Annotated in this window: 29 protein-coding genes, 1 pseudogene and 1 riboswitch; of the genes and pseudogenes, 18 read left to right on the top strand and 12 right to left on the bottom strand. The window is 69.1% G+C overall.

Going from position 1 to position 23,484, the window contains the following annotated elements:
• Positions 1-13 precede the first annotated feature (13 nt).
• Positions 14-787, top strand: coding sequence for a phosphotransferase family protein (locus ACIBG5_RS39770; protein WP_396397113.1), 774 nt, complete (start codon positions 14-16; stop codon positions 785-787).
• Positions 784-1,185, top strand: a complete 402-nt coding sequence (locus ACIBG5_RS39765; protein WP_396397112.1) for a GNAT family N-acetyltransferase — start codon at positions 784-786, stop codon at positions 1,183-1,185. The genes ACIBG5_RS39770 and ACIBG5_RS39765 overlap by 4 nt, the downstream gene beginning before the upstream one ends.
• Here ACIBG5_RS39765 and ACIBG5_RS39760 read toward each other — a convergent pair.
• The gene (locus tag ACIBG5_RS39760) at positions 1,169-2,050 is read right to left on the bottom strand and encodes a hypothetical protein (protein ID WP_396397111.1); all 882 of its coding nucleotides are present in this window, start codon (positions 2,048-2,050) and stop codon (positions 1,169-1,171) included. The two genes, ACIBG5_RS39765 and ACIBG5_RS39760, sit on opposite strands and share 17 nt — an antisense overlap.
• 240 nt (positions 2,051-2,290) lie before the next feature.
• Between ACIBG5_RS39760 and ACIBG5_RS39755 the strand changes: the two genes are divergently transcribed.
• Entirely contained in the window at positions 2,291-3,427 is a 1,137-nt protein-coding gene (locus ACIBG5_RS39755; protein ID WP_396397110.1) for an MFS transporter, read from the top strand.
• A 10-nt stretch (positions 3,428-3,437) separates the two neighbouring features.
• Entirely contained in the window at positions 3,438-4,364 is a 927-nt protein-coding gene (locus tag ACIBG5_RS39750) for a DMT family transporter (protein WP_396397108.1), read from the top strand.
• Here the strand turns inward: ACIBG5_RS39750 and ACIBG5_RS39745 are convergent.
• Entirely contained in the window at positions 4,289-4,978 is a 690-nt protein-coding gene (locus ACIBG5_RS39745) for a TetR/AcrR family transcriptional regulator (protein WP_396397107.1), read from the bottom strand. The two genes, ACIBG5_RS39750 and ACIBG5_RS39745, sit on opposite strands and share 76 nt — an antisense overlap.
• Positions 4,979-5,028: 50 nt before the next feature.
• Here ACIBG5_RS39745 and ACIBG5_RS39740 point away from each other — a divergent pair, with 50 nt between their 5' ends.
• On the top strand, positions 5,029-5,940 hold the full coding sequence (locus tag ACIBG5_RS39740) for an SDR family oxidoreductase (RefSeq protein WP_396397106.1): 912 nt from the start codon (positions 5,029-5,031) through the stop codon (positions 5,938-5,940).
• Here the strand turns inward: ACIBG5_RS39740 and ACIBG5_RS39735 are convergent.
• Positions 5,937-6,737, bottom strand: coding sequence for an MBL fold metallo-hydrolase (locus ACIBG5_RS39735; RefSeq protein WP_396397104.1), 801 nt, complete (start codon positions 6,735-6,737; stop codon positions 5,937-5,939). The two genes, ACIBG5_RS39740 and ACIBG5_RS39735, sit on opposite strands and share 4 nt — an antisense overlap.
• Positions 6,738-6,857: 120 nt before the next feature.
• The gene (locus ACIBG5_RS39730; RefSeq protein ID WP_396397102.1) at positions 6,858-7,454 is read right to left on the bottom strand and encodes a LysE/ArgO family amino acid transporter; all 597 of its coding nucleotides are present in this window, start codon (positions 7,452-7,454) and stop codon (positions 6,858-6,860) included.
• 73 nt (positions 7,455-7,527) lie between these two features.
• On the opposite strand from ACIBG5_RS39730, the gene ACIBG5_RS39725 reads away from it, so the two are divergent.
• The gene (locus ACIBG5_RS39725) at positions 7,528-8,415 is read left to right on the top strand and encodes a LysR family transcriptional regulator ArgP (protein ID WP_396397101.1); all 888 of its coding nucleotides are present in this window, start codon (positions 7,528-7,530) and stop codon (positions 8,413-8,415) included.
• A 47-nt stretch (positions 8,416-8,462) separates the two neighbouring features.
• Here the strand turns inward: ACIBG5_RS39725 and ACIBG5_RS39720 are convergent, their stop codons facing one another.
• Entirely contained in the window at positions 8,463-8,966 is a 504-nt protein-coding gene (locus ACIBG5_RS39720) for a GNAT family N-acetyltransferase (RefSeq protein WP_396397100.1), read from the bottom strand.
• Between the two features lie 72 nt (positions 8,967-9,038).
• On the opposite strand from ACIBG5_RS39720, the pseudogene ACIBG5_RS39715 reads away from it, so the two are divergent.
• Together ACIBG5_RS39715 and ACIBG5_RS39710 are read left to right on the top strand one after the other, a co-directional pair.
• Positions 9,039-9,542: pseudogene (locus ACIBG5_RS39715) on the top strand (ionic transporter y4hA); the annotation flags it as partial.
• 271 nt (positions 9,543-9,813) lie between these two features.
• Complete coding sequence (locus tag ACIBG5_RS39710) at positions 9,814-10,152, top strand: hypothetical protein (protein ID WP_396397181.1); 339 nt, start codon at positions 9,814-9,816, stop codon at positions 10,150-10,152.
• Here ACIBG5_RS39710 and ACIBG5_RS39705 read toward each other — a convergent pair.
• From ACIBG5_RS39705 to ACIBG5_RS39695, 3 genes are all read right to left on the bottom strand, one after another.
• Entirely contained in the window at positions 10,118-11,584 is a 1,467-nt protein-coding gene (locus ACIBG5_RS39705) for an ankyrin repeat domain-containing protein (RefSeq protein WP_396397099.1), read from the bottom strand. The genes ACIBG5_RS39710 and ACIBG5_RS39705 overlap by 35 nt on opposite strands.
• 144 nt (positions 11,585-11,728) lie before the next feature.
• Positions 11,729-12,085, bottom strand: a complete 357-nt coding sequence (locus ACIBG5_RS39700) for a YybH family protein (protein ID WP_396397098.1) — start codon at positions 12,083-12,085, stop codon at positions 11,729-11,731.
• Positions 12,086-12,087: 2 nt separating this feature from the next.
• A complete protein-coding gene (locus tag ACIBG5_RS39695) occupies positions 12,088-13,122 on the bottom strand; it encodes an amidohydrolase family protein (RefSeq protein ID WP_396397096.1) in 1,035 nt (344 codons plus the stop codon).
• Between the two features lie 128 nt (positions 13,123-13,250).
• On the opposite strand from ACIBG5_RS39695, the gene ACIBG5_RS39690 reads away from it, so the two are divergent.
• Both ACIBG5_RS39690 and ACIBG5_RS39685 read left to right on the top strand, forming a co-directional pair.
• A complete protein-coding gene (locus ACIBG5_RS39690; RefSeq protein ID WP_396397094.1) occupies positions 13,251-13,676 on the top strand; it encodes a hypothetical protein in 426 nt (141 codons plus the stop codon).
• Positions 13,677-13,779: 103 nt separating this feature from the next.
• Positions 13,780-14,448, top strand: a complete 669-nt coding sequence (locus tag ACIBG5_RS39685; RefSeq protein ID WP_396397092.1) for a TetR family transcriptional regulator — start codon at positions 13,780-13,782, stop codon at positions 14,446-14,448.
• On the opposite strand, the gene ACIBG5_RS39680 is transcribed toward ACIBG5_RS39685, so the two are convergent.
• A complete protein-coding gene (locus ACIBG5_RS39680; protein ID WP_396397090.1) occupies positions 14,449-14,955 on the bottom strand; it encodes a DinB family protein in 507 nt (168 codons plus the stop codon).
• A gap of 395 nt (positions 14,956-15,350) precedes the next feature.
• On the opposite strand from ACIBG5_RS39680, the gene ACIBG5_RS39675 reads away from it, so the two are divergent.
• Complete coding sequence (locus ACIBG5_RS39675; RefSeq protein WP_396397089.1) at positions 15,351-16,814, top strand: DEAD/DEAH box helicase; 1,464 nt, start codon at positions 15,351-15,353, stop codon at positions 16,812-16,814.
• Positions 16,815-16,934: 120 nt separating this feature from the next.
• On the opposite strand, the gene ACIBG5_RS39670 is transcribed toward ACIBG5_RS39675, so the two are convergent.
• Positions 16,935-17,501, bottom strand: coding sequence for a CGNR zinc finger domain-containing protein (locus tag ACIBG5_RS39670; protein WP_396397087.1), 567 nt, complete (start codon positions 17,499-17,501; stop codon positions 16,935-16,937).
• Positions 17,502-17,563: 62 nt separating this feature from the next.
• Here ACIBG5_RS39670 and ACIBG5_RS39665 point away from each other — a divergent pair, with 62 nt between their 5' ends.
• Genes ACIBG5_RS39665 through ACIBG5_RS39655 form a run of 3 tightly spaced genes read left to right on the top strand, consistent with a single transcriptional unit; the run spans position 17,564 to position 20,280 of the window.
• Positions 17,564-18,466, top strand: a complete 903-nt coding sequence (locus ACIBG5_RS39665; protein ID WP_396397086.1) for a phosphotriesterase — start codon at positions 17,564-17,566, stop codon at positions 18,464-18,466.
• Positions 18,467-18,486: 20 nt separating this feature from the next.
• A complete protein-coding gene (locus tag ACIBG5_RS39660; RefSeq protein ID WP_396397085.1) occupies positions 18,487-18,855 on the top strand; it encodes a DUF1304 domain-containing protein in 369 nt (122 codons plus the stop codon).
• 45 nt (positions 18,856-18,900) lie between these two features.
• Positions 18,901-20,280, top strand: coding sequence for an MFS transporter (locus ACIBG5_RS39655; protein ID WP_396397084.1), 1,380 nt, complete (start codon positions 18,901-18,903; stop codon positions 20,278-20,280).
• On the opposite strand, the gene ACIBG5_RS39650 is transcribed toward ACIBG5_RS39655, so the two are convergent.
• A complete protein-coding gene (locus ACIBG5_RS39650; protein ID WP_396397082.1) occupies positions 20,270-20,911 on the bottom strand; it encodes a LysE family translocator in 642 nt (213 codons plus the stop codon). The genes ACIBG5_RS39655 and ACIBG5_RS39650 overlap by 11 nt on opposite strands.
• Before the next feature lie 108 nt (positions 20,912-21,019).
• Positions 21,020-21,085: riboswitch (cobalamin riboswitch) on the top strand.
• Between the two features lie 52 nt (positions 21,086-21,137).
• On the opposite strand from ACIBG5_RS39650, the gene ACIBG5_RS39645 reads away from it, so the two are divergent.
• The 4 genes from ACIBG5_RS39645 to ACIBG5_RS39630 are packed head-to-tail and all read left to right on the top strand — an operon-like array spanning position 21,138 to position 23,080.
• Complete coding sequence (locus tag ACIBG5_RS39645; RefSeq protein ID WP_360454052.1) at positions 21,138-21,335, top strand: CbtB-domain containing protein; 198 nt, start codon at positions 21,138-21,140, stop codon at positions 21,333-21,335.
• 4 nt (positions 21,336-21,339) lie between these two features.
• Complete coding sequence (locus ACIBG5_RS39640; RefSeq protein ID WP_396397081.1) at positions 21,340-22,089, top strand: CbtA family protein; 750 nt, start codon at positions 21,340-21,342, stop codon at positions 22,087-22,089.
• A 2-nt stretch (positions 22,090-22,091) separates the two neighbouring features.
• A complete protein-coding gene (locus ACIBG5_RS39635) occupies positions 22,092-22,640 on the top strand; it encodes a histidine phosphatase family protein (protein WP_396397179.1) in 549 nt (182 codons plus the stop codon).
• A 56-nt stretch (positions 22,641-22,696) separates the two neighbouring features.
• Positions 22,697-23,080: a hypothetical protein gene (locus ACIBG5_RS39630; RefSeq protein WP_396397080.1), complete on the top strand. Its 384-nt coding sequence runs from the start codon at positions 22,697-22,699 to the stop codon at positions 23,078-23,080.
• Between the two features lie 23 nt (positions 23,081-23,103).
• Here ACIBG5_RS39630 and ACIBG5_RS39625 read toward each other — a convergent pair whose 3' ends face one another.
• Complete coding sequence (locus ACIBG5_RS39625; RefSeq protein ID WP_396397079.1) at positions 23,104-23,481, bottom strand: VOC family protein; 378 nt, start codon at positions 23,479-23,481, stop codon at positions 23,104-23,106.
• Between the last annotated feature and the right edge of the window lie 3 nt (positions 23,482-23,484).

The following is a 23,484-nucleotide window of genomic DNA, read 5'->3' as shown; positions in this document are numbered from 1 at the left end:
CTAGCCTGACGTGGTGCCGAACCATGTGAAGCGCCGGTCACCGGCGGAACCGGGGTCGATCCCCGCGGTCCTGAACATCTTCGAGTCCGAGGTCCGGTTCTATCGGGAGATCGCGCCGGTCGTCGGCGTCCGGGTGCCCGCCTGCTACGAGTCCGAGGCGAATGCCGAGGGGACGCTGCTGGTGCTGGAAGACCTCTCCGCCTGGGAGCCCGGCGCCGAGCCCGTGGCGGCTGCCAAGGCTCTGCGGGACCTGCACGATCGGTGGATCGGCCGTGCGCACTTGGAGTGGCCGTGGCTGCGGCCACTGGAAGCCGGTGCGGACCTGGTGGCCGCCCTGTTCGATCGGACCTGGCCCCGACTGGCCACCCGCTCAGATCTGTCCGCTCCGGTGCGTGAGGCGGGGGAGCGGCTGGTGGGTCACGTCCTCGACGCTGAGCGCGATGTGGCGCGAGCCGGCGAGCTCACGCTGGCCCACGGCGATGCATCGGCCCAGAACCTGCGGACCGCACCGGATGGCGTGGTCGCGTTCCTGGACTGGGAGGACGTGTCAGCGGCGCCGGGCGCGCTCGACCTGGCGTGGTTCCTGCTGTCGTCGGTGGAGCCCGAGCGCTGGAGTGAGGCGGTGGACGCCTACGGGACGAGCCATGGCCTGGCTGAGGCGATGCCGTCGACGATGGTCCAGGGCTACCTCACGATGGCGGACTACCCGGACGGCTCGGAGCCGGCCGCCGGCTGGAACGCCCGCCTGGAATCGGCCGCTGCGCTGCTCGCACGGGGTCGCGTGTGACTGCGCGCTACGTGGTGCGGTTTCCGGTCGACGATCAGGAGTTGTCGACCCTGCACGCCATCGCCTTCGGGAGTGAGGTCACCGTGCAGCCGTGGGCCGCGCGGCTGGAGCGGCACGCACTCACCTGGGTAGGGGCCTTCAGCAACGACCAGCTGATCGGATTCGTGCAGGTGTGCTGGGACGGCGGCGCTCACGCGTTCGTGCTGGACACCGCCGTCCATCCGGACCACGGCCGGCAAGGCATCGGCAAGCATTTGGTGCTGGCCGCCGCCGCGGAGGCGAAGGCCGCCGGGTGTGAATGGCTCCACGTCGACTTCGAGCCACACCTGACGGCGTTCTACCTGGACGCGTGCGGGTTCCGCCCGACGGACGCCGGACTGCTCAAGCTGCGGGGCTGATCGCGGTCAGGCGCTCGGTGGACACGCACGACGTCAGGCAGCGTTCCTTCTGGTCGCCGAGCAGGTCCGCGGTCCAGGTGGTGAAGCCGCCATCACCAAGGCCTTCTCCGTCGCAGCCGATGCCGAGCGCCGTACCGGAGTAGTAGTTCTCGCTCTTCGTCCGCTCTGTGTCCTCGGTGAGGCTGATCTTCAGCGCCGGCCGGACCGTGTCGTCGATCCGCTCGCGCACCGCGGACGGCCTGAACATGGTGAAGGTGAGATCAGCCGTGTCACCCAGTACGTCGTGCCAGAACCGCAGGTGGTCGATCAGCAGCTCGGCCTCGGTCCGGCCCGAACCGGTGTCCCGCGCACTCGAGACCAGCACGAACAGCTGGAAGTGCGCGAACATGCCCGGCCCCTCGAACGGCTGTGCGCGCAGCACCCGCTGGCACGCGGCCAGGTCCACCCGGGCCTGCCCGGCACGTCGTCGTACGGCGGCCTCGATCGCGAGCTCGTTCGTCGGGTCGCTGGCGACCTCGGTACCGCGGATCGTGCTGACCACCTGGTTCTGGTTGATGGTCGACATCGCGGAGCACGTGCCGAGCGGAGTCACCGGGGACAGCTCGACGCCCTCGAACCGGGCCGGCAGTCGCTCCCACAGCCGCTGCTGGGTCTTCACCAGCTGCCGCGGGTCGGCGGGCCCTGGTCGCACGAACCGGTCCTGCTGCCATCGCTGCAGGAGCCTGGCCGGCGTCACCTTGGCGGCCCGCCGGCGGTTCACGTCCAGCAGGACCGACTGCAGTTCGGACTGGCTCAGCCCGTCGACGAGGGCGTCCCGGCTGCCATCCGGCAGCTTCGCCCAGAACCGTTCGCTGACATCTTCCATCGCTCTACTCTGACGGACCCGTGTCCCGGACCGCTCCTCATTTTGCGTGGCGGTTGTCCACAGCTCGCGGAAATCATCTGCCCGGCGCGGTGATTTCGCCGTATGTTTCAAGACATGAGATTCACGAGCCCGCACCTTTGACGCACTGACCGCCCCGACCGCCTGCCGACCAGTCTCTCCGCGCGGATTGTCGCGTTCGAGGCGCTGCAGGACTTCATCCCGCTGTATCCGCTGTACCAGTTGCTGTTCGCCGATCACGGCCTGTCGGCTGCCCAGATCTCGACGCTGTTCGTCATCTGGTCGACGACCGGGTTCGTGCTCGAGGTGCCGTCGGGTGCCTGGGCGGACACGTACTCGCGGCGCAAGCTGCTGGTGCTCGGTGCACTGATCAGCGGGCTCGGGTACGCCGCCTGGATCACGCTGCCGTCGTTCGCCGGCTTCGCCCTGGGATTCGTGCTGTGGGGAACATCCTCGGCGCTGATCTCCGGCACCTTCGAAGCCTTCGTGTACGACGAACTGGTCGCCCGGGACCGCGCTGGTCGATACGCGAGTCTGCTCGGTCGCGCCAGGTCGGCATCCTTCCTGGCGAACCTCGCAGCCACCGCCCTGGCGACACCGCTGTTCGCCCTCGGTGGCTACACCTTGGCCGGCGTCTTCAGCGTGCTCAGCTGTCTAGTTCAGGCCGTCGTCGCGCTGACCCTTCCGGAGGCGCCGCCGGCCGAAGCAGCCGCCGACGATGCTTCCGAATCGACGGGTGCCGCGTTCGCGGCGTACCTGGCCATGGTGCGGTCGGGTGTGACGGAGGTGCTGACCGGCCGGACGGTACGCCGGGCGGCAGGTCTGGTCGCCGTGCTCATGGGCTTCATGGCGTTCGACGAGTACTTTCCGTTGCTCGCCCGCGAGGCCGGTGCGTCCACCGGCGCGATCCCGTTGCTGATCGCCGGTACGGTCGCCGCCCAAGCCATCGGCGGTGCGCTGGCGGGAGCGGCGTACAGGTTGCCAGAAGCAACCTTCGCGATCGGTCTGGGGGTGACCGCGGTGCTGATCGCGTGGGGTTCGCTGAGCCGGTCGGCCTGGGGCTTCATCCCGATCGCGGTCGGGTACGGCGTCATGCAACTGGTCATCGTGGTCTCGGAGGCACGCCTGCAGGACTCCATCACCGGACCGGCGCGCGCCACGATCACGTCGGTGTCCGGCTTCTTCTCGGAGGTGTTCGCGATCGCGGTCTTCGCGGGATTCGCGCTCGGTTCGCTCTGGTTCAGCATGGCGATCCTGGTCGCCGCCCTCACCGTGCCGGTGCTGCTGACAGCGTTCGTCGTACCGCTGGCCCTGCCGGCACCCGTCAATTCGGTATCCGCCGAAGCAACGGAGACCTAGGGTCACAGTCATGAGGAAGCAGGGTGTGCTGGCCGCGGGTGCGGCGGCGGTGACGGTGGTGTTGTGGGCATCGGCGTTCGTCGCGATCCGCCATGTCGGCCAGGAGATCTCGGCGGGCGCCCTGTCCATGGGCAGGTTGCTGGTCGGCAGCGTGCTGCTGGGCGCCTTCGTCTTCACCCGGCCACGCCGCTGGCCGGCGAGGGGCGATTGGAAGCTGCTGCTGGTCTGCGGTCTGCTCTGGTTCGGTCTCTACAACCTCGCGCTGAACGAGGCCGAGCGCCGCCTCGACGCCGGCACAACCGCGATGCTGGTGAACATCGGTCCGTTGCTGATCGCACTGCTCGCCGGTGTCCTGCTGCACGAAGGATTCCCACGTCAGTTGGTGATCGGCAGCGTCGCGGCCTTCGGCGGCGTGGTCCTGATCGGCCTGTCGTCATCCAGCGGCAGCGCGGAGACGTGGGGTGTCCTGCTGTGTCTGGTGGCTGCGGTGGCGTACGCAATCGCGGTGGTCTCGCAGAAGCCACTGCTGTCTCGGTTGCCCGCGCTGGAGGTGACCTGGCTGTCATGCGTGATCGGTGCGATCGCCTGTCTGCCGTTCGCGCCGACGCTGGTGCGGGAGACCGCCGACGCGCGACCGTCGACCATCTGGTGGATCGTCTTCCTCGGCGCGTTCCCGACCGCGATCGCATTCACGACCTGGGCTTATGCGCTGGCTCGGACGACGGCCGGCCGGATGGGCGCCACGACGTACCTGGTCCCGCCGCTGACGATCTTCCTCGGCTGGCTCCTGCTCGACGAAAGCCCTGCGCCGCTGGCCTACCTCGGCGGTGTCCTGTGTCTGATCGGCGTCGCGATCTCGCGCTACCGGCGACGGGTGGCGGCGATGCCCGCGGTCAGCGTGGCCAGCCCGGACTCGAACCCGCTGTCGAAGTCGTAGGCGAGACCCTCGGGGCCCAGCTCACCGACGACGCGCGCGAGTACGGGCGCCTTGCCGGCGGGCAACTGCTCAACCCGGGTGATCAGGTCGGGCGCGAGGTCGAAGTTCTCCGTGCGGACCGACGCCTCGCCGAGCGAGAAGCCGTGGATGAAGTCGACCAGGGTGTTCGCCGTCTCGAAGATCTGCCGCGGTGACAGCCCGGCCCGGTCGAGCGCGCGGTAGAACGGCTCCACGACCACCACCACGACCGCCGACACCGCGGACGTGTCCGACAGCACCTGGAGCGCGAGGTTCGGGTGCGCGCGGAGAGCGTTGCGATAGCCCCGGGCGGCGTCCTTCAGTTGCTCGTCCCACGGCACGGAATCACCTGGATCGGGCTGCTCGAGCCCCGCGAAGACCAACTCCGCCAGCCCGGCCAGCACGGCCGCCTTGTTCGGCAGGTGGTGGTAGAGCGACATCGGGTTGACCTCGAGGGTCGCGGCCAGTCGCCGCATCGTCAGCGTGTCGATCCCCTCGTCGTCCACGATCCGCAGGGCCGCCGTCAGGATCGCCTCGCGGCTCAGCCGCTCCTCCCCGGCGCGAGGCCGTCCGGACCGCTTGCCGGAGTTAATCATACGTCGTATGATACATAATCATACAACGTATGGAAGAAGGAGGCGGGCGGATGAAGCCGCTGGCGGGCAAGGTGGCGCTGGTGACCGGGGCGACCCGGGCGGCCGGGCGGGGGATCGCGGTCCAGCTCGGCGCGGCCGGCGCGACCGTGTACGTGACCGGCCGGACCACGCGGGCCGGTCGCTCCGAGATGAACCGGCCGGAGACGATCGAGGACACCGCGGAGCTCGTCGACCAGGCCGGCGGCCACGGCATCGCCGTACCCGTCGACCATCTCGTCCCTGAGCAGGTGCGCGACCTGGTCGACCGGATCGACCGCGAGCAGGGCGCGCTGCACATCCTGGTCAACGACATCTGGGGTCAGCACGGCGAACCCGAGTGGGACAAGACGGTCTGGGAGAGCAACCTCGAGGACGGCCTGCGGCTGCTGCGGCTCGGCATCGACACGCACGTGATCACCAGCCACTACGCGCTGCCGCTGCTGATCAAGTCACCGGGTGGCCTCGTCATCGAGATGACCGACGGCACCAACGAGTACAACGCTCACACGTACCGCGTGTCGTTCTTCTACGACGTGGCGAAGGGCGCGGTCGGCCGGATGGCATTCGCCCTCGCACACGAACTCGACAAGCACGAGGCGACCGCCGTACTGCTGACGCCCGGGTGGCTTCGATCCGAGGCGATGCTGGAGGGCTTCGGCGTCACCGAGGAGACCTGGCGCGAGGCGACCGAGCGGATCCCGCACTTCGCGATCTCCGAGAGCCCGTCGTACGTCGGCCGCGCGGTGGCCGCGCTGGCGGCGGACCCCGACATACGCCGCTGGAACGGGAAGTCCACGTCCAGCGGTGAACTCGCGCAGGTCTACGGATTCACCGACCTGGACGGGAGTCGCCCGGACGCATGGCGCTACATCGTCGAGGTCCAGGAACCCGGCAAGCCGGCGGACACCACCGGCTATCGCTAAAGGTTGTACGGCGGACAGGCGGTGTCGCCCGCGGTCGGTGTCGCGAGCGGGTTCGCGTGGCCGTCGAGGGCGGCATGTGGATGCGCGGCCGCGATCGGGATCCCCGACGCGGCCGCCAGCGCGAGCACCTCCCGGCGTGAAGTGACTGCTTGCGCCGGATCACGCTCGTACACATAGATGAGCTCGGGCCACCGCGCCTGCGCCGGATGCACCAGCACGTCACCCCCGAGGACGGCCCGCTCGGTCACCACCGACTGATGCCCGGGTGTATGCCCCGGAGTCGGCACCAACCGCATCCCCCGCAACCCCACCTCGCCGTCCACCATCCGCAACTGACCCGCCTCCACCACCGGCCGGATCATCCGCTCGTACGTCGCCCCGCCGCGCACATGCTCCAGCTCATCCCGCTGTACGACGTACTCCGCCCGTGGGAACCGCGGCTCCGACCCCTCCGCAATCCACCCGACGTGATCCAGATGCACATGCGTCAACACCACCGTGTCAACGTCGTCCACACCCACCCCGGCCGACTCCAGTAGCCCCGGCAACCGCCCGGCCACCCCCAACCACTCCGCCGCCTCGCCACCAGCCGGCCCGACTCCGGCATCCACCAGAACCACCCCGGCGTCGCCAGTCACCAAGTAGCTGTGGAAGTGCAGGAGCCACCCGCCGCCCGACACGTTGCCCGGCATCACGTCCGCAGTCCACGCGGCGTGCTCCTTCCCCCAGCCAGGCAACGCATCCGGCACACTCTCGGGAAACACCGCCACCGCATCGCACAAGACGGTCACGTCCACGCTCGATCCCTCCTCCCCGCAGAGGTACCGCAGCGAGGGGGTCAGCGGAACAGATACGCGTTGACCGTCGTCTCCTCGATCGTCGTCCCGGAGGTACAGGTCCAGACACCCGGGAGGTTGTCAGGGCAGGAGAAGCCAGGTGGCGAGGGTTGCCATCAGGAGGGCGATGGCGGTGTCGAGGTACTGCCAGGCTCGGGGGCGGGTGAAGACCGGGGTGAGGGTGCGGGAGAAAAAGCCGAGAGCGAAGAACCACGTGAAGCTGGCGGTGACCGCGCCGAGACCGTAGAACCAGCGGCCGTCGGAGCCGCGCTGGTTGGCGAGGGAGCCGAGGAGCACGACGGTGTCGAGGTAGACGTGGGGGTTGAGGTAGGTGAACGCGAGGCAGGTCAGTACGACGCTGCGGAGTGCGGTGGGGCCGTGGTCGGCGGGGCTGATGGAGCCGGGGTTGAAGGCTCGCTTCAGAGCGAAGGCGGCGTACAGGTAGAGGAAGGCGGCGCCGCCGTACTTCGCCATATCGAGGGCCAGTTGGCTCCGGGTAAGAAGGGCTCCGAGGCCGGCGATTCCGCCGGAGATCAGGAGCGCGTCGGACAACGCGCAGGTGAGGACCACCGGCAGGACGTGCTCACGGCGCAGGCCCTGGCGCAGTACGAAGGCGTTCTGGGCGCCGATCGCGATGATCAGCGACAAGGACGTGGCGAAGCCGGCGAGGAGGGGCATACCTCGACGGTAGACAGCAGACGGCCGGACAAACCAGCTAAAGATTCTGAAGCAGCATTAGGATTGCTTCATCATGCAGTTCGACTCCGCACAGCTCGAGACGTTCGCCGCCGTCGTCGACGAGGGCAGTTTCGACGCGGCGGCGCGGCGTCTGCGGGTGACGCCGTCCGCGGTCAGTCAGCGAATCAAGGCTTTGGAGAGCCGCCTCGGTCAGGTGGTGGTGATGCGCGGCAAGCCGGCGCGTCCGACCGCGGCCGGTGAGGCGCTACTCCGGCTCGCGCGGCAGGTCTCGCTGCTCGAACTGGAGGCGATCGTCGCGGTCCGCGGCACCGTCGAGGCGCTCCGGCTGCCGATCGCGGTCAACGCGGACTCGCTGAACAACTGGTTCCTGCCCGCGATGCTCGACCTGTCCCAGAGCCTCGACGCCAGGTTCCTGGTCCACCAGGAGGACGAGGAGCACTCGGCCGAGTTCCTCCGCAACGGCACGGTCCTGGCCGCGGTGACGGCCGATCCACGGCCGGTCCAAGGCTGCCGCGTCGTACCGCTGGGCAAGATGCGGTACCTACCCGTCGCGACTCCCGAGTACGCCGAGCGGTGGCTGGCCGGCAAGCCGCTGGCGGATGCGCTCGCCGAGGCACCGATGGTGATCTTCAACGCCAAGGACGTGCTGCAGCACCGGCTGATCCGCAAGGTGACCCGGCGCCGGATGGACCCGCCGGCGCACGCCGTACCGGCTCCCGGCGCCTTCCACCAAGCCGTCCGGATCGGGCTCGGCTGGGGCATGATCGAGGACGAGATCGCGGAGCCCGAGCTGGCCGCCGGCCGCCTGGTGGATGTTGCTCCCGGCAAGTACATCGACGTGCCGTTGTACTGGCAGCACTGGAAGCTGGAGTCGCCCATCCTGGACGCACTCACGGCCGCGGTACTGCGGGCCGCCACGGCAGGTCTTCGTACGTCGTGAGCCCGATCGCGTTGCCCGGCTCGTTGCGGATCGACTGGAGGGCTGAGTTACAGCGGGCGGTGCATCACGTGCAGGCCGACGTACCCGTGCTTGGGGTGGTCGAAGGCTTCCGGCACCGTCCCGATGATGGTGAAGCCGAGCGCTTGCCAGAGGTGTACGGCGGACTCGTTGGTCTCCACCACCGCGTTGAACTGGATCGACCGGAACCCTTCCCGAGCGGCCCAGTCGATCATGTCCTGACCGAGCAGGCGGCCGACGCCCTTGCCCCGGGCTGCCGCGTCGACCATGAAGCTCGCGCTGGCGACGTGCGATCCCGGACCGGGGCGGTTCGGGTACATGTTGGCGGTGCCCAGAACGGCGCCGTCGGCATCGACCGCGACCGTGGTCCGGCTGCGCGCGGCGCTCGACGGTGACATCCAGAGCGGGCGGGCCTGCTCCTCGGTCAGCTCCGGGTCGTAGGCGTACGTCTCCCGCGCGGTGACGATCTCGTGGAAGAACGGCCAGATGGCCGGCCAGTCGGCGTCGGTCGCGGTCCTGATCTGCACTGTCATGGTGCGAGAAGCATCACCCGTCAGGCGGCGGATGCCAACCGGATATCGCCGTACGCCATAGACTTCTCGGGGATGACAAACACCGTGGTCCAAGGGTTGCCGCGCTGGAGTCTGGCCGTGCCCCCGCTCGCTCTCGTCGTCCTGGTCCTGTCCTGGGGTCGTGACCTGGGTGTCATCCTGCTGATCCTGGTCTGCGCCGGTCTGGGCGCGGCGGTGATCGCGGCCGTCCACCATGCCGAAGTGGTCGCACATCGCGTCGGTGAACCGTTCGGCACGCTGATTCTCGCGCTCGCGGTGACGGTCATCGAGGTCGCACTGATCGTGACGCTGATGGCGTCCGGCGGCGACAAGGCCGCGTCGCTGGCGCGGGACACCGTGTTCGCCGCGGTGATGATCACCTGCAACGGCATCCTCGGCCTGTCACTCGTTGTCGGCTCGTTGCGGCATCACGTGCAGGAGTTCCGCGTCCGTGCGTCGACCGGTGTGCTCGCGGTGATGATCGCGCTGGTGACGCTGAGCCTGGTGCTGCCGACGTTCACGACCAGTGCGCCGGGGCCGCAGTTCAGCACGGCTCAGCTCGCGTTCGCAGGTGTGGCGTCACTCGTGATGTACGGCGTTTTCGTGTTCGTCCAGACGATCCGGCACCGCGACTACTTCCTTCCCGTCCCCGACGCGGAGGCCGAGGGCGAGGACGTGGAGAGCGAGGAGGTGCACGCCGCCGCTCCGAGCGCGAAGGTCGCGCTCCTCAGCCTTGGACTGCTGTTCGTCTGCCTGATCTCGGTCGTCGGCCTCGCCAAGACGGTCTCGCCGAGGCTCGAGTCCGCGGTGGAGTCGAGCCGGTGCACCCGTGGCCGTGGTCGGTGTCGTCATCGCGCTGCTGGTGCTGCTGCCGGAGACGGTTGCCGCAGTACGCGCCGCACTGCGGAACCGCCTCCAGACCAGCGTCAACCTTGCTCTGGGCTCAGCGCTCGCCAGCATCGGCCTGACCATCCCGGCGATCGCGGTCGCCTCCATCTGGCTGGACGGCCCGTTGGTGCTCGGCCTCGGTGGCATGGAGATGGTGCTGTTCGCGCTGACCGTCGTGACCAGCATTCTCACCCTCGCCACCGGCCGGGCGACCCTGCTTCAGGGCGCCGTCCACCTGATGGTGTTCAGCGCGTTCCTGTTCCTTGCCGTAAGCCCTTGAGGTAGTCGATCACCGCCTGCTTGCGGTCGTCGTCGGCCCAGCTGTGCTCTGCCCAGCCCAGCGCAGGCCCGTCGTACGAGGGATCGCGCAGTTCGGGATCGGCGCCCAGCTCGACGAGCTTCTTGACGGTGTCGAGGTGGCCGTTGATCGAGGCTTGGTGAATCGGCGCGGATCCCGCCAACACGTTGAGGTCGAAGCCCAGGTTCTTCAACGGCTCCAGAGCTTCGGTCCGGCCGATCTCGGCGGCCCGGAGGGGAAGGTACGGATTGCGCGCAATGGCTCGCGAGATCAGTTCGGGGCTGACGGCCGGGGTCTCACCCCGCATGACGGCGGCGAAGACCTCGTGTACGTCGTCCAGTGGCGCCGCACCGCGAGCGCGCAGCAGCTCCGCGATCTCGGTGTGCCCCTGGATGGCGGCGAACTCGTAGGCGCGATGCCCACCGAAGCCCGGATGCTCGGTACCACGTCCCTCCGGATCGATGCCTTGGGCAATCACCAGCTCGGCCCGGTGCAGCAGGCCTGTCGACGCCGCGAAGACCAGCTCGTCCTCCAGCAACTGCTGCGGTGTCGGATGTGCGGTCGTCATCCGCTCGTGCCACGGGCCGCCGTCGCCTTTGCCCAGTCCGTACTCGAGCAGGAGCTCCAGGTGGACGTCGTCGTACGGCGGAGGGCAACCGGGACCGCAGTTGTACATGGTCTGGCTGTCGTTCGGATCGGCTCCGGCGTCCAGCAGCAACCGCGCGAGCTCGACCCGGTCGCGGTGCGGTGGCTGATCGCCTTCGCCACGACCGAACGCCCCGGTCAAGGCTGTGAACGGTGACGGCATGCCCTGCCACAGATAGCCTGCGTTCGGGTCGGCGCCATGCTCGAGGAACAGCCGCGCGATCTCCACCTGATGCGGTACGTCGAGCCGCCCGTAGGTGATGTAGAGCAACGGTGGCCAGCGGTACGGCCCACCTTCCTCCCTTGCCTGCCAGGGATCCGCCGCCAGAACCTCGCGTACGGCGTCCAGCTCGCCGGCCACCGCCATCGTGTAGATGTTGCTCCGAGCAACCTCTGGAAACTGCTCGAGCAACTGCTCCGCGGACCGCTGCCGGGCCGGATCGTCCTGCCCGTAGTGCAGCGTCGCGAGTCGCAGGAACTCCTCGCCGCGTTGCTCCGGGGTGTCGAGCGGACCACCGATCGACTGGCGGTGCGGGGAGCGGCTGTACTGGTCGACGAGCTCCAGATGCCGGACGATCCGCGGCCAGCTGGGGAACCCGTAGCTGCGGGCGATCACCAGTTGCGCGTCGGCCAGCGACTGGACGGGATGGAACTCGTCGGCCAGGGCGACGGCCTCGTCGTCCCCGGCGCGGACCTGCTTGAGCAAGGTCTTGGCCTGCTTGCGCAGGTGGTCCAGGTGCGGGTCGTTCGGGAGATTCCGGGTCGGCATCGCGACCTCCTCTCTACGAGCCTGCTGTCCGCGTCGTCAGGCGAGAAAGGAGGTGAACAACAACCACACAACTCCGTGATCAGGTGGGCTGAGCCCTTCCCGCGGACCGGTGGCACCCTGAGTGCCTACCGGCACGGTAACCCATCACGGCTTCTCCATCCACCACTCGGTGAACTCGTGGGCGCGGTCGCGGGCGAGGCGGATCACCCACAGGTTGCTGAACTCGCTCGGCGGCTGGGTCTGGTACGTCGTCCAGCCGCGGACGAACCCGACACCGTCGCCGAACCCGAGTACCTCGTACTCGAACCTCGTCTCACCCGGTGCGTCCGCCACCTCGAGCCAAGCCGCGACGATCGCCTCCCGGCCCACCACCGGCTCGTCGTCCGGGCGGCGGTGCCAGAGGGCGTCCTCGGTCCAGAGCGCCGCGATGTGGCCCGGGTCGTTCGACTCCCAGGCCTTGCGGTATTTGGCGACCCACCGGTCGAGGTGCTTCTCGCGCATGATCAGCGGATCCGTCGGTGGTTGAGGACGACGGCCGCCGGCGTCGCGAGGATCTCCGGATGCTCGAGCGGATCGGCGTCGTACGTGACGAGGTTGCCGTCGCCGGTGAGCCCGAGGAAGTCCTGCGCTCCGGTCGACGCGGCGACCAGGGCCTGCTCGACGGTGAGGCCGTGCTGCACCAACAGGTCGATCTCGCCGGCGACGGTCCCGACGCCATCGGATCCGGTCAGGACGCGGACGCCGTACCGATCGGCGACCGGCAGGAGTGAGGCGAGATGCTCCGACCTGGACTTCCGCCGGGCGAACTGTTCCGGGGTCGCGCCCGGTTTCGCGACGACCGAGGCGCCGAGTGTCGGTGTCCATGCTCCGCCCCGGGCCCCGAGTGCCGCCAGATCCTGTTCGGTGAGCGACGTGCCGTGCTCGACCGAGTCGATCCCGGCTGCGATCAGGGCGGTCACATGCTCTGTGTTGACGTGCGCCGCGACGCGGGCGCCGCGGGCGTGCGCGGTCTCGACCATGGCCTGGACCAGGCCCGGTTCGTACGTCGGGCCCATGGCGCTGCCGCGGATCGGGCCGTCCGGACCGACCTCGGGGAAGTCGCCGACGAGCTTCAGCCAGGTCGCGCCTTCGGCGATCTCGGCCTCGACCGCGGTCAGCAGATCCTCCGGGTCGACAGGGTCGTACGCCTGCGGGAAGTAGCGGCCGCGGGGTGCGAGGAAGCGGCCGGCCGCGAGGACGCGCGGGCGGCTGTCGTCCTCGGTGGTCGCCAGCTTGAGGGTGACCTCGCGGTTGCCGCCGACGTCGCGGAGCGCGCTGACGCCGGCCTTCGCGAGCTCGCCGAGCCGCTCATCGGCGAAGTCGGCGCCGAACAACTGGGGGCCGCGCTCGCCGCTGCCCATGGTCAGGTGGCAGTGCGAGTCCACCAGCCCCGGTACGCCGAACCGCCCCGGCAGCACGCCGCTGTCGCCGGAGCCGAACCGGAGGCGGGCGTCCTCGGCGGCCGGCAGGACGGTTCCCTCGAAGACCCAGGTCGTCATGTCCGCCATCCTGCCTCAGCGCGAGACCCAGCTCACGTCATCGCCTACTTGAACATGTTCAAAAGTCGGTCGTACGCTCGCCACGTGACCAAATTTGAACGTGTTCAGTTTGTGAGGACGTGGTGAGCATGACCGTGACGACGTACCTGATCTATCTGCTGGTCTCGGTGCCGTTGACGATCTGGGTGGCTCGGACGCTGAGCCACAACGGCCGGATCTTCCTGATCGACGTGTTCCACGGCAACGAGGACTTCGCCGACGCTGTGAACCGGCTGCTGGTGGCCGGGTTCTACCTGGTCAACCTGGGGTTCGTGACGCTGTTCCTGCGCGCCGACAAGGTGGTCGTCGACGCTCGCGGGGTGTTCGAGCAGCTGAGCGTGAAGCTCGGCATCGTGATGCTGGTGCTCGGTGTGCTGCACCTGATGAACGTCTGGATCTTCAACATGATCCGCCGCCGCAGCCAGCTCGAGACCATGACCAACCCACCGGTTCCGCCGAACGACGTACTCCCGGCCGAAGCACTGGCCAAGACACCGGTCCACTACGGCTACTGACCATGCACGAGCTGACCGTCCTGTACGACGCCCAGTGCGGTCTGTGCCGCCGGGTTGCGGAGTTGGGCGAGTGTGCGGGATGGGGGTGACTACGCTGACGGATGTGACGGAAAGTGCGACCACCAAGGGTGAGCAGACCCGGGAGCTGATCCTGTCCACCGCGCTGCGGCTGTTCCGCGAGCAGGGGTACGGCAAGACGACGATGCGGGCGATCGCCACCGAGGCGGGTGTCTCGGTCGGCAACGCTTACTACTACTACGGCTCCAAAGAGCACCTGATGCAGGCGTACTACGACCACCTGCAGGTGCAGCACGTGGAGGCGGTCGAGTCGGTCCTCGCGACGGAGAAGGCATTCGTCCCGCGGCTGACCGGCGTACTGCGGGCCTGGCTGGAGGTGTCCGCGCCGTACCACGAGTTCGCCGGCACGTTCTTCAAGACAGCGGCGGAACCGAAGAGCCCGCTGTCGCCGTTCAGCGACCAGTCGCGGCCCGCGCGGGAGGCGAGCGTCGAACTGTTCCGCCGGGTCGTGGAGGGATCGGACCTCAAACTGCCGGCCGACCTGAAGGCGGAGCTGCCCGAGCTGCTGTGGCTGATGCAGATGGGGATCGTGCTGTTCTGGGTGCACGACGACAGCAAGGATCTTCGTCGTACCAAGGCACTGATCGATCGGTCCGTCCCGCTGGTCGACCGGCTGCTCCGGCTGACCCGCATCCCGGGCGTCCGGGGCGTGACCAACGATCTGGTCGGGCTGATCCGGTCGATCAAGCGCTGACTATTCGCCGGTCAGGCCGTCGATCCGTTCGCGGAGGAGGTCGGCGTGGCCGTTGTGGCGGGCGTACTCCTCGATCATGTGGATGTAGAGGTAGCGGACGGAGTACTCACCCTCGTGGCCCGGGCGCAGGAACGTGTCGTCCAGGGTGTGGCCCGCGGCGATCTCGCCGGACACCCTGACGATCTCCCGGAACTCCGCGAGATCGTGCTCGGCCCGAGCCGGGTCGGTCAGGTCGAAGTCGCCGTCCGGATGCTCAGCGGTCCAGTGCAACGGCGGCGCCGGGAGCTGGGCGAGCGCCCGGTGGAACCAGTACTTCTCGACCTCGCTCAGGTGCCGGACCAGCCCGATCAGCGAAAGGCTGGACGGGTCGACACTGCGCTGGACCAACTGCGCCCCGGTCAGTCCGGACACCTTCCACAGCAGCGTGCCGCGGTGGAAATCCAGGAATCCCTGCAGAAGCTCATGTTCGCCGCCGGCGGTCGGCGGATCCACCCGGTTCTCAGTCATCACGGTGCACAACATAGGGCACGTCTCTCGCCGTGTGACGAGCGTCCTGTGAACAAACCGGCGCGGCGCGGACCCTGCGTGACGTAGACTGTCCATGACGGCCCGCCCAGTTCTGCCTCGGGCCGGAGCGCCTGTGACAGAGCGCTAGCAGTCGACCACCACGCGCCGCGGCCGATGAACGGCCGCGCCGGGCAGGACGACCCCCCGACTTTCTGGAGTACTACATGGCGGCCCGCCGCCCGACATCAACGCAATCTGCCCAAACACCCTCCACCTCCCGTCCCCGCCGGCGTCGCCGTTCCGACGGCGCCCCGCGGCCGAAGGTTGCTCAGAGCAACAAGGCCGTCACGCGGGAGGCTTACGAACAGGTCGCGGAAGTAGTTGTCCCGGACAACTTGACGTTCGCGGACCTCGGCGTACGGGCGTCCCTGGTGGCCGCGCTCGCGGCGACCGGGGTGACCAAGCCCTTCCCGATCCAGGCGGCGACACTGCCGGATGCTCTGGCCGGCAAGGACGTTCTCGGCCGCGGCCGGACCGGATCCGGCAAGACCTACGCCTTCGTGCTGCCCGTGCTGGCCCGGTTGGCCGCCGGCCGGACCAAGCGGCGTCCGAATCACCCGCGTGCGCTCATCCTGGCGCCGACGCGCGAACTGGCCACCCAGATCCAGGCGTCCATCACACCACTGACCGACGCGCTCGACCTGCGCACGATGACCATCTTCGGTGGTGTCGGCCATGGTCCGCAGATCACCGGACTGCGCAAGGGTGCCGACATCGTCGTCGCCTGCCCGGGACGGCTCGAGGACCATCTCCAGGCCGGGCACGTGAAGCTCGACGCGGTCGAGATCACCGTGCTCGACGAGGCCGACCACATGGCGGACCTCGGCTTCCTGCCCGCGGTACGGCGGATCCTCGAGGCGACCCCGGCAGGAGCGCAGCGGTTGCTGTTCTCGGCCACGCTGGACGCGGGCGTCGATGTCCTCGTGCAGCGGTTCATGACCGACCCGGTCACGCACAGCGTGGACTCGGCGCAGTCGCCGGTCTCGAAGATGACCCACCACGTGCTGCACGTCCAGCCCGACACCCGGCTCCCCGTGCTCGTCGACCTGACAGCGGCACCGGGACGGTCGCTGGTCTTCACCAGGACGAAGTACGGCGCGAAGTCGCTGACCAAGAAGCTGATCGCGCAGGGCGTACCGGCGGTCGAACTGCACGGCAACCTGTCCCAGGGCGCCCGCACCCGGAACCTCGAAGCCTTCTCGGAGGGTACGGCGAAGACACTCGTCGCCACCGACATCGCGGCCCGGGGAATCCACGTCGACGACGTTGCGCTGGTGATCCACGCGGATCCGCCGATCGAGCACAAGGCGTACCTGCACCGCTCCGGCCGGACTGCCCGCGCCGGCGCCGAGGGCACGGTCGTCACGCTGATGACCGACGCCCAGGTTCGCGACGTGCGCGACCTCACTCGCAAGGCCGGTATCGCGCCGACCGTCACCAAGCTCACCACCGGCGACCCGCTGCTCTCCGAGCTGGCTCCGGGCGAGCGCACCTTCGTAGCTCCGCAGCTCGCAGCCGCAGGAGCCGCCGCTCCAGGCCGTTCGTCGAATGGCCGAGGTTCGGCGGAGTCCGCCTCCGCAAGCCGCGGTGCGGGCGGTCGTGGTGCCGGGGGTCGTGGTGGCGGTGGTCGCCGCCGGCGTGGTGGCCGAGGCGCTCAGGCGCCCGGCGCAGGCCGCCCGGGCGGCGCAGCCTCCTCGGGGTCTGCCAAGCGCCCGGCTCCCGCGGCCGGCTCGACCTCGCGGTCGGGCGGAGCGGCCGCGTTCTCCGCCGGCACCCGCGCCTCCCGCCGGAGCCGCTGATCGCATTCCCGGCTGTCGCCGCGGCGTCGGCCGGGGAGGCGCGATCGTCGTCGGCCGGAGGCCACGCGTCCTGCCGGAGCTCTTGAAGTTGCTATAGGCAACCGTCGGTCGGGCTGACTCTCAGTCAGCTTGGCCGGCGGTTTCCGCGTGTTTGCGGGCTCGGTGAGCTCGGACTCGGCCTCTGCTGGCGCAGGTGGGGTTGGGGCACCAACGGCGGCGGCCGGTGGGGTCGGTGAACACGCCTCGGCAGTCGTGTTCGGGACAGGCGGAGAGGAAGGCGCGCTCGGGACCGGTCAGATGATCGACGGCCTGACGGGCGATCCGGCACAGCGCGTCCGCCGTCGTCCGTGGACGGGAGCGTTCGAGCCGATCAGTCACCGTCAGCACCGGCGAGTCGCCCTCGAGAAACGTCGCGAGCGCCTCTACCGCCGCCGCATCAGGGGGTACGCCGTCCACCGTCGCGAGCGCGATCGGTCGCAGGATCTCCCGTAGCTCCCAGGCCCGATCGAGGTCCGCCGACGTCACCTTCCGCACCGGCCGCAGTTCCACCAGGTCGAGCCATTCCGTGAACCGCTCGACCGTCGGCAGCCGCTCCACCGGGTTCTCCCCGAAGTGCGTTCCGCGCGTGGCGAGCAGGTTCAGCCACGTCGCGCCGAGATCCATCCGGAACTCCATCCGATCAACCACCTGGACATCGTAACGCCTCGCCCGTTACGTTAGTAACGCTTCAACCGTTACAAGGAGGCGCAGTGATCCGCACCGTCACCGGTGACATCCGGCCGGACCAGCTCGGCGTCACCGACTCGCACGACCACCTGTTCTTCAGTACGCCGTTCCTCGCGGGGCAGGAGCTGGACGACGTGGACGCGGCCCTGGCCGAGACGCGAGCCTTCGCCGCGGCCGGGGGTCAAGCGATCGTGCAGTGGACGCCGCATGGTCTGGGGCGCCGAGTCGACGCATTGCCCGGAATCTCAACCACCACAGGCGTTTCGCTGATCGCCGCCACCGGACTGCACCGCGTCGAGCTCTACCCGGAAGGCTTCGTCGACCAGGTCCGCCCGAAGCTGGCCGAGATCTTCCACGCCGAGCTGACCGTTGGCATGGGCAACAGTCCGATCCGCGCCGGGCTGATCAAGGTTGCCGGTGGCTACCATGTGCTGGATTCCCATGCCCGCTGGGTGATGCGGGCCGCCGCCGAGGCGCATCATGCGACCGGCGCACCGATCGCGGTGCATCACGAACTCGGGACCGCGCCGGACGCCGTACTCGATCTGCTGGTGGACGAGCTCGCCGTACCGCCCGCCAGGGTGGTCCTCGGGCACCTGAACCGGTTCCCTGATCATCGTGGGCATCTCGAGCTGGCCGAGCGGGGTGCGTGGCTGGCGTTCGACGGGCCGTCACGGGCGAATCACGCGACCGACCCGTGGCTGATCGACTGCCTGGCCGCGCTCGCCGACGCCGGGTACGCCGACCGGCTGCTGCTCGGCGGCGACACGACGACGGCCCGTGCGCGGGGCGCGACCGGTGAGGGCCCCGGCATGCCGTACCTGCTGACCCATCTCCGGCCGCGGATCGCGCGGCGGCTGGGTGCCGAGGTGGCGGATGCGGTCTTCACCGCCAACCCTGCTCGCGCCTTCGACTGGAGCAGCTGAGAACCCGCTACGTTTCCGGCATGAGCGTTGTCGCGCAGGTGTTCGTGGCATTGGCCGGGGTCTTCCACGTCGCGGTGTTCGCCATGGAGAGCCTGCTGTTCCGCAAACCGAGCACCTACCACCGGTTCCTGATCAAGGACGAGACGGAGGCGGCGACTGCTCGGCCGTGGGCTTTCAACCAGGGCTTCTACAACCTGTTCCTGGCCATCGGCGCGATCGGCGGCCTGATCTGGGGCGGCGACAAGGGCCACGCCATCGCGCTGTTCAGCTGCGCGTGCATGGCCGGTGCCGGCATCGTCCTGATCGCCTCGGACCGCCGGATGGCGCGGGCCGCGGCCACCCAGGCGGTTCCGCCGATCCTCGCCCTGGTGCTCGCAGCCGTTCTCTGACTCGGGGTTGACTTCAAGTGCCCTTGATGTCTGAGGGTTCTTGGCATGACCATTGCTGCCGAGCCCACCCTCGACCAGGGCACCCCGGCCCCGTCCGGCGGCGTTCTCGCGCCGCAGTACCGCGCGCTGACGGTCGGGATGGTCGCGTTGATCACTCTGGTCGCGTTCGAGTCGCTCGCCGTCACGACCGCGATGCCGACCGTCGCGCAGGCACTCGACGGACTCAGTCTGTACGCACTCGCCTTCGGCGGACCGCTCGCCTCCGGCGTGATCGCGATGGTCGTCTCCGGCACCTGGAGTGACCTCAAGGGCCCGACCCGCCCGCTCTGGCACGGGACCGCCTGGTTCCTGGCCGGTCTGATCATCGCAGGCCTGGCTCCGACCATGGAGATCCTGGTCGTGGGCCGGATCATCCAGGGCTTCGGCTCAGGTCTGCTCACGGTCGCGCTGTACGTCGTCGTCGGGCAGCTGTACCCGGCCCGGCTGCGGCCGCGCATCTTCGCCGCCTTCGCGACCGGCTGGGTGGTCCCCTCGCTGGTCGGCCCCGCGATCGCGGGGCTGATCGTCGAGAACGCCAGCTGGCGCATCGTCTTCCTCGCCGTGCCGGCCCTCGCGATCCCGGCGGCGCTGGTGATGCGGCCCGGGCTCAGAGGCAGCACACACGAACCCCTCCCGGGACGGCTGTGGGACAGGCGAGCGCTGTGGGCGGTCGCGGCCGCGGTCGGGGTTGGTCTGCTCCACTACGGCGGCCAGCAGCACGGCGTACTCCAGCTCGCGTTGCTCGCGGTCGGGCTCGGCGGCGTGGTCGCCTTCGCGCCGAAGCTGCTGCCGCGTGGAACCTTCACCTTCGGACGCGGTCTGCCGTCGGTGGTCGCGCTGCGCGGGCTGGTTGCGGCGTCCGGCTTCGGTGCCGAGGTGTTCCTGCCGCTGATGCTCACCCGTGAGCGTGGCCTGTCCCCGGCCGTCGCCGGTCTGGTGCTGACCGTCAGCGCACTCAGCTGGACCGCCGCCTCGTGGTACCGCGGCCGCCCGAACCAGCCGTTCTCGCACTCGGTCTTCCTGCAGGCCGGCATGGTCGCGATCCTGCTCGGCATCGTGACCGCCACGCTGACCCTGAACGACAACGTGCCGGTCGTCGTCGGCATCCTCGGCTGGAGCCTCACCGGACTCGGCATGGGCACGGTCTTCCCGACGCTGTCCGTACTCGTGCTGGACTACTCCGAATGCGAGGAGCAGGGCGCCAACAGCTCGGCCGCGCAGCTGAGCGACTCGTTGGCCACGGCAACGATCCTGGCGATCGGCGGTTCGCTCTTCGCGGCACTCGAGCCGCATTCCGCGCTGACGGCGTACCTGGTTGCGTTCGGTCTGCCTGCCGTGCTCGCGCTGCTCGGTGTCCAGGCCGGCCGGCGTACCGCTACTCCTTAGAGCCGGTCACGGCGATGCTGGCGCCGAGGCCGATGATCATCAGACCGCCGGTGCCGCCGACCAGTTCGAGCCGGCGCGGCGAGCGGGCGAACCACTCGCGCGCGGTGCCGGCCACCACGGCCCAGACGCTGTCCGAGCAGAGCGCGATCAGGATGAAGACCAGGCCGAGGACGAGGATCTGGAGCCAGGCCGGGCTGGCCGCGCCCTTGTCGACGAACTGCGGCAGCGCGGCGGCGAAGAAGACCGCGGTCTTGGCGTTGGTGACTCCGACCAGGAAGCCCTGGCGCATGGTCCGCCGGCTGTTGCCCGGCTTGACCCCGCTGGTCATCGCCTCGACCAGCGACTTGCGGGTGCGGAAGGCGTGCACCCCGAGATAGATCAGGTACGCCGCGCCCGCGAGCTTCACCACGGTCAGGGCGATCGCACTGGCCGCGATCAGTATGCCGAGTCCGAGGGCGACCGCGACCAGCATCACGGCGGCTCCGATGGTGTTGCCGACCATGGTCAGCACCGCTTCCCGGCGGCCGACCGCGAGGGCCCGCCCGACGATGAACAGCACGCTCGGACCGGGGACGACGATGATGATGAACGCGGTGATCGCGAAGGCGACCAGGTGATGAGCGGACGGCATCTGCCCAGAGTAGGTCCGGGGGTGGGGAACGTCACCCGGCCGTCCCACGCGTTGACCCCTCTCCATCCCCACCGCTACGGTTCGGGGGACAACCTGCGGTGCCATGAGGGAAGCCGGTGAGAGTCCGGCACGGCCGCGCCACTGTGAGCGAGCTCAGCTCGTGAGTCAGGACGCTCGGGCACCAGCAGCCTTTCGAAGGGGACGCGCACTTCCCCAGGAGGTTCAGATGGCAGCTCCTGCCCGCTCGGTCGCCGTACCGGCCTATTCACCCCGGCTCCTCGCCGCCGCCCTGCTCAGCTTCGGCGTACTGCTCCTGCTCGGCTACCTCGTCATGTTCGACCAAGGTGCGGTGTCGCACTCGGGCATGTACCTGCACGAGTTGATGCACGACGGTCGCCACCTGCTCGGCGTGCCCTGCCATTAACCCCATGCGCACCTTCGGATCGCTCCTGGTGCGCGGACTGATCATCGGACTCTTCGCCGGCCTGCTGGCCGGAACGTTCGCGTACGTGACGGGCGAACCGCACGTCGACGCCGCGATCGCGATCGAAGAGGCCGGTGCCGCGCATACCCACGACCATGGCGACGGTGCTGAAGCCGCCGCCGAAGAGGAACCGCTCGTCAGCCGCGACGGCCAGAAGGCCGGGCTGTTCCTCGCGACCACCCTGTACGGCATCGCGCTCGGCGGGATGTTCGCCGTCGCCTTCACGCTGCTGCGGCGCAAGCTGCGGACCGAACGTGATCCGTACGCCGCTCTCGGCATGGCCGCTGCCGGCTTCGTCGGGATCGTGCTGGTCCCGTTCCTCAAATATCCACCGAATCCACCCGCGGTCGGCGATCCGGACACGATCACCCGCCGTACGGTGACCTATCTGCTGACGCTCGTGATCGGACTGCTCGCGGTCTGGGCCGGTGTCGCGGCATCGCGTTGGGCCGCACGGTACGGCGACGTCGCCCGGCTGGCCGGCGGCGCGGCTGCCTTCCTCGTCACGATCGTGATCGCGTACCAGATCCTGCCGTCGATCAACGAGGTTCCGGGGTCGTTCCCCGCTACGCTGCTGTGGCAGTTCCGGTTCGCCTCACTCGGTACGCAGGCGACGCTGTGGCTCCTGCTCGGATTCGGGTACGCCGCCGCGGTGGACCACCGGCTGTCCCGACAGAAGGTGGTTGCCGCTTGAGCGTGTCGCTGACGCTGGTCGCCCATGCACTGACCCCTGGGTTGCGTGGACTTGTGCTCGGTGGTGACCACGAGCCGGATCCGTCCGGTGTCGACGCGGCGCGTGAGCTGACGGTCGAGGCCGACGCGGTCTTCGCCGGTCCCGAGGTGGCCGCCGTACGGACCGCGGAGGCGCTCGGCCTGACGCCCGTCGTCGAGCCGGCGCTGCGGGACCGCGAGTACGGCGATTGGTCCGGACGCGGACTCGAGGAGTTGCTCGGGGCCGATCCGGAACGTGTCACGGCATGGCTGGAGCGCCCGCACACGGCGACGCCGGGCGGCGAATCGGAGAACGACGTACTCACCCGGGTCGCCGACTGGCTCGGCGACCTCGGTGAGCTGCCCGGTGAGCGGCGTACCGTCGTGGCCGTCGTCCATCCGGCGGTCGTGCGGGCGGCCGTGCTCTACGTCCTGGACGCGCCAGCTGAGTCGCTCCGGCACGTGGACGTCCGGCCGCTTGCCCGGGTCCGGCTCTCGCTGCACGAGGGTTCCTGGTCTTTGGCCTTCGCCTGACGTACGAATCGCTGTCTGGCGTCGCCAGAGTGGCCGCCAAGGTGTAGGACCGGGATATGACGCTCACCGAAGCCCGTAACTTCCTCCGCTTGGAACTGCTCGCGGTCGCGGCGATCGTCGTCCCTGGCCAGACACCGACGGTGACGCACGACGTCGGCCCGGTCAGCCAGGAAGCCCTGTCGGACGACCGTGGTCCGGAGTCGGTCTGCACGATCACAGTCGAAACCGGCGACCCGACTTCGCCCGACCCCGAGGCCCACATCGGCTTCGCCGCCGAAACCCTCGACGGCTGCGGCTGGAAGGTCGAGGTCGCCCCGGTCGAAGGCGACCACCACCACCTCACCGCGAACCGCGACGGCTACGACCTCACCGTAGACGCCAGCACCACAGACTGGCGCCTGACCTTCACCGGCCAAACCCCCGTCACCGACGACCTCTGAGCCAACTGGGGACGGCCTGACGGTCAACTGGTGGCGGCTCGTTCGGCGGCGCTGCGGAGTACACAGAACTCGTTGCCTTCAGGGTCGTGCATGACGACCCAGCCGGTGCCGTCGGGTTCGCGGTGGTCGTTGGCGATGGTGGCGCCGATGGTGAGCAACCACTCGACCTCCGCGTCGCGCAGACCGTCCGGCTCGAGGCAGAGGTGGACGCGGTTCTTGACCACCTTCTCGTCGTCGTTCTGGCCGAAGAGCAGCGTCATCGAGTCCGTGACGACTGCGGCGTACGGGTCGTCCGGCGCGTCGTCGTCGGGGCGCGGCGCTCTCAGCACCTGCAGCCAGAAGCCGGCCAGCTCGTAGGGGTCGTGGGCGTCGAAGGTCACCGTGCGAACGTGCGAAGTCATGCG

Source organism: Kribbella sp. NPDC050241, assembly GCF_044459685.1.
In the GTDB taxonomy this organism is placed as follows: domain Bacteria; phylum Actinomycetota; class Actinomycetes; order Propionibacteriales; family Kribbellaceae; genus Kribbella.
The sequence above is the reverse complement of the archived record's forward strand: the minus strand, read 5'-3'. Positions and strand labels throughout refer to the sequence as shown.

Excerpts from the sequence above, each read along its gene's own strand:
- ACIBG5_RS39725 (WP_396397101.1), top strand. The coding sequence starts at position 7,528 with ATGCAGTTCGACTCCGCACAGCTCGAGACGTTCGCCGCCGTCGTCGAC.
- ACIBG5_RS39720 (WP_396397100.1), bottom strand. The coding sequence starts at position 8,966 with ATGACAGTGCAGATCAGGACCGCGACCGACGCCGACTGGCCGGCCATC.
- ACIBG5_RS39700 (WP_396397098.1), bottom strand. The coding sequence starts at position 12,085 with ATGCGCGAGAAGCACCTCGACCGGTGGGTCGCCAAATACCGCAAGGCC.
- ACIBG5_RS39660 (WP_396397085.1), top strand. The coding sequence starts at position 18,487 with ATGAGCGTTGTCGCGCAGGTGTTCGTGGCATTGGCCGGGGTCTTCCAC.
- ACIBG5_RS39650 (WP_396397082.1), bottom strand. The coding sequence starts at position 20,911 with ATGCCGTCCGCTCATCACCTGGTCGCCTTCGCGATCACCGCGTTCATC.
- ACIBG5_RS39640 (WP_396397081.1), top strand. The coding sequence starts at position 21,340 with ATGCGCACCTTCGGATCGCTCCTGGTGCGCGGACTGATCATCGGACTC.
- ACIBG5_RS39705 (WP_396397099.1), bottom strand. The coding sequence starts at position 11,584 with ATGCCGACCCGGAATCTCCCGAACGACCCGCACCTGGACCACCTGCGC.
- ACIBG5_RS39680 (WP_396397090.1), bottom strand. The coding sequence starts at position 14,955 with ATGACTGAGAACCGGGTGGATCCGCCGACCGCCGGCGGCGAACATGAG.
- ACIBG5_RS39625 (WP_396397079.1), bottom strand. The coding sequence starts at position 23,481 with ATGACTTCGCACGTTCGCACGGTGACCTTCGACGCCCACGACCCCTAC.
- ACIBG5_RS39745 (WP_396397107.1), bottom strand. The coding sequence starts at position 4,978 with ATGATTAACTCCGGCAAGCGGTCCGGACGGCCTCGCGCCGGGGAGGAG.
- ACIBG5_RS39750 (WP_396397108.1), top strand. The coding sequence starts at position 3,438 with ATGAGGAAGCAGGGTGTGCTGGCCGCGGGTGCGGCGGCGGTGACGGTG.
- ACIBG5_RS39740 (WP_396397106.1), top strand. The coding sequence starts at position 5,029 with ATGAAGCCGCTGGCGGGCAAGGTGGCGCTGGTGACCGGGGCGACCCGG.
- ACIBG5_RS39695 (WP_396397096.1), bottom strand. The coding sequence starts at position 13,122 with ATGACGACCTGGGTCTTCGAGGGAACCGTCCTGCCGGCCGCCGAGGAC.
- ACIBG5_RS39690 (WP_396397094.1), top strand. The coding sequence starts at position 13,251 with ATGACCGTGACGACGTACCTGATCTATCTGCTGGTCTCGGTGCCGTTG.
- ACIBG5_RS39760 (WP_396397111.1), bottom strand. The coding sequence starts at position 2,050 with ATGGAAGATGTCAGCGAACGGTTCTGGGCGAAGCTGCCGGATGGCAGC.
- ACIBG5_RS39645 (WP_360454052.1), top strand. The coding sequence starts at position 21,138 with ATGGCAGCTCCTGCCCGCTCGGTCGCCGTACCGGCCTATTCACCCCGG.
- ACIBG5_RS39730 (WP_396397102.1), bottom strand. The coding sequence starts at position 7,454 with ATGCCCCTCCTCGCCGGCTTCGCCACGTCCTTGTCGCTGATCATCGCG.
- ACIBG5_RS39655 (WP_396397084.1), top strand. The coding sequence starts at position 18,901 with ATGACCATTGCTGCCGAGCCCACCCTCGACCAGGGCACCCCGGCCCCG.
- ACIBG5_RS39630 (WP_396397080.1), top strand. The coding sequence starts at position 22,697 with ATGACGCTCACCGAAGCCCGTAACTTCCTCCGCTTGGAACTGCTCGCG.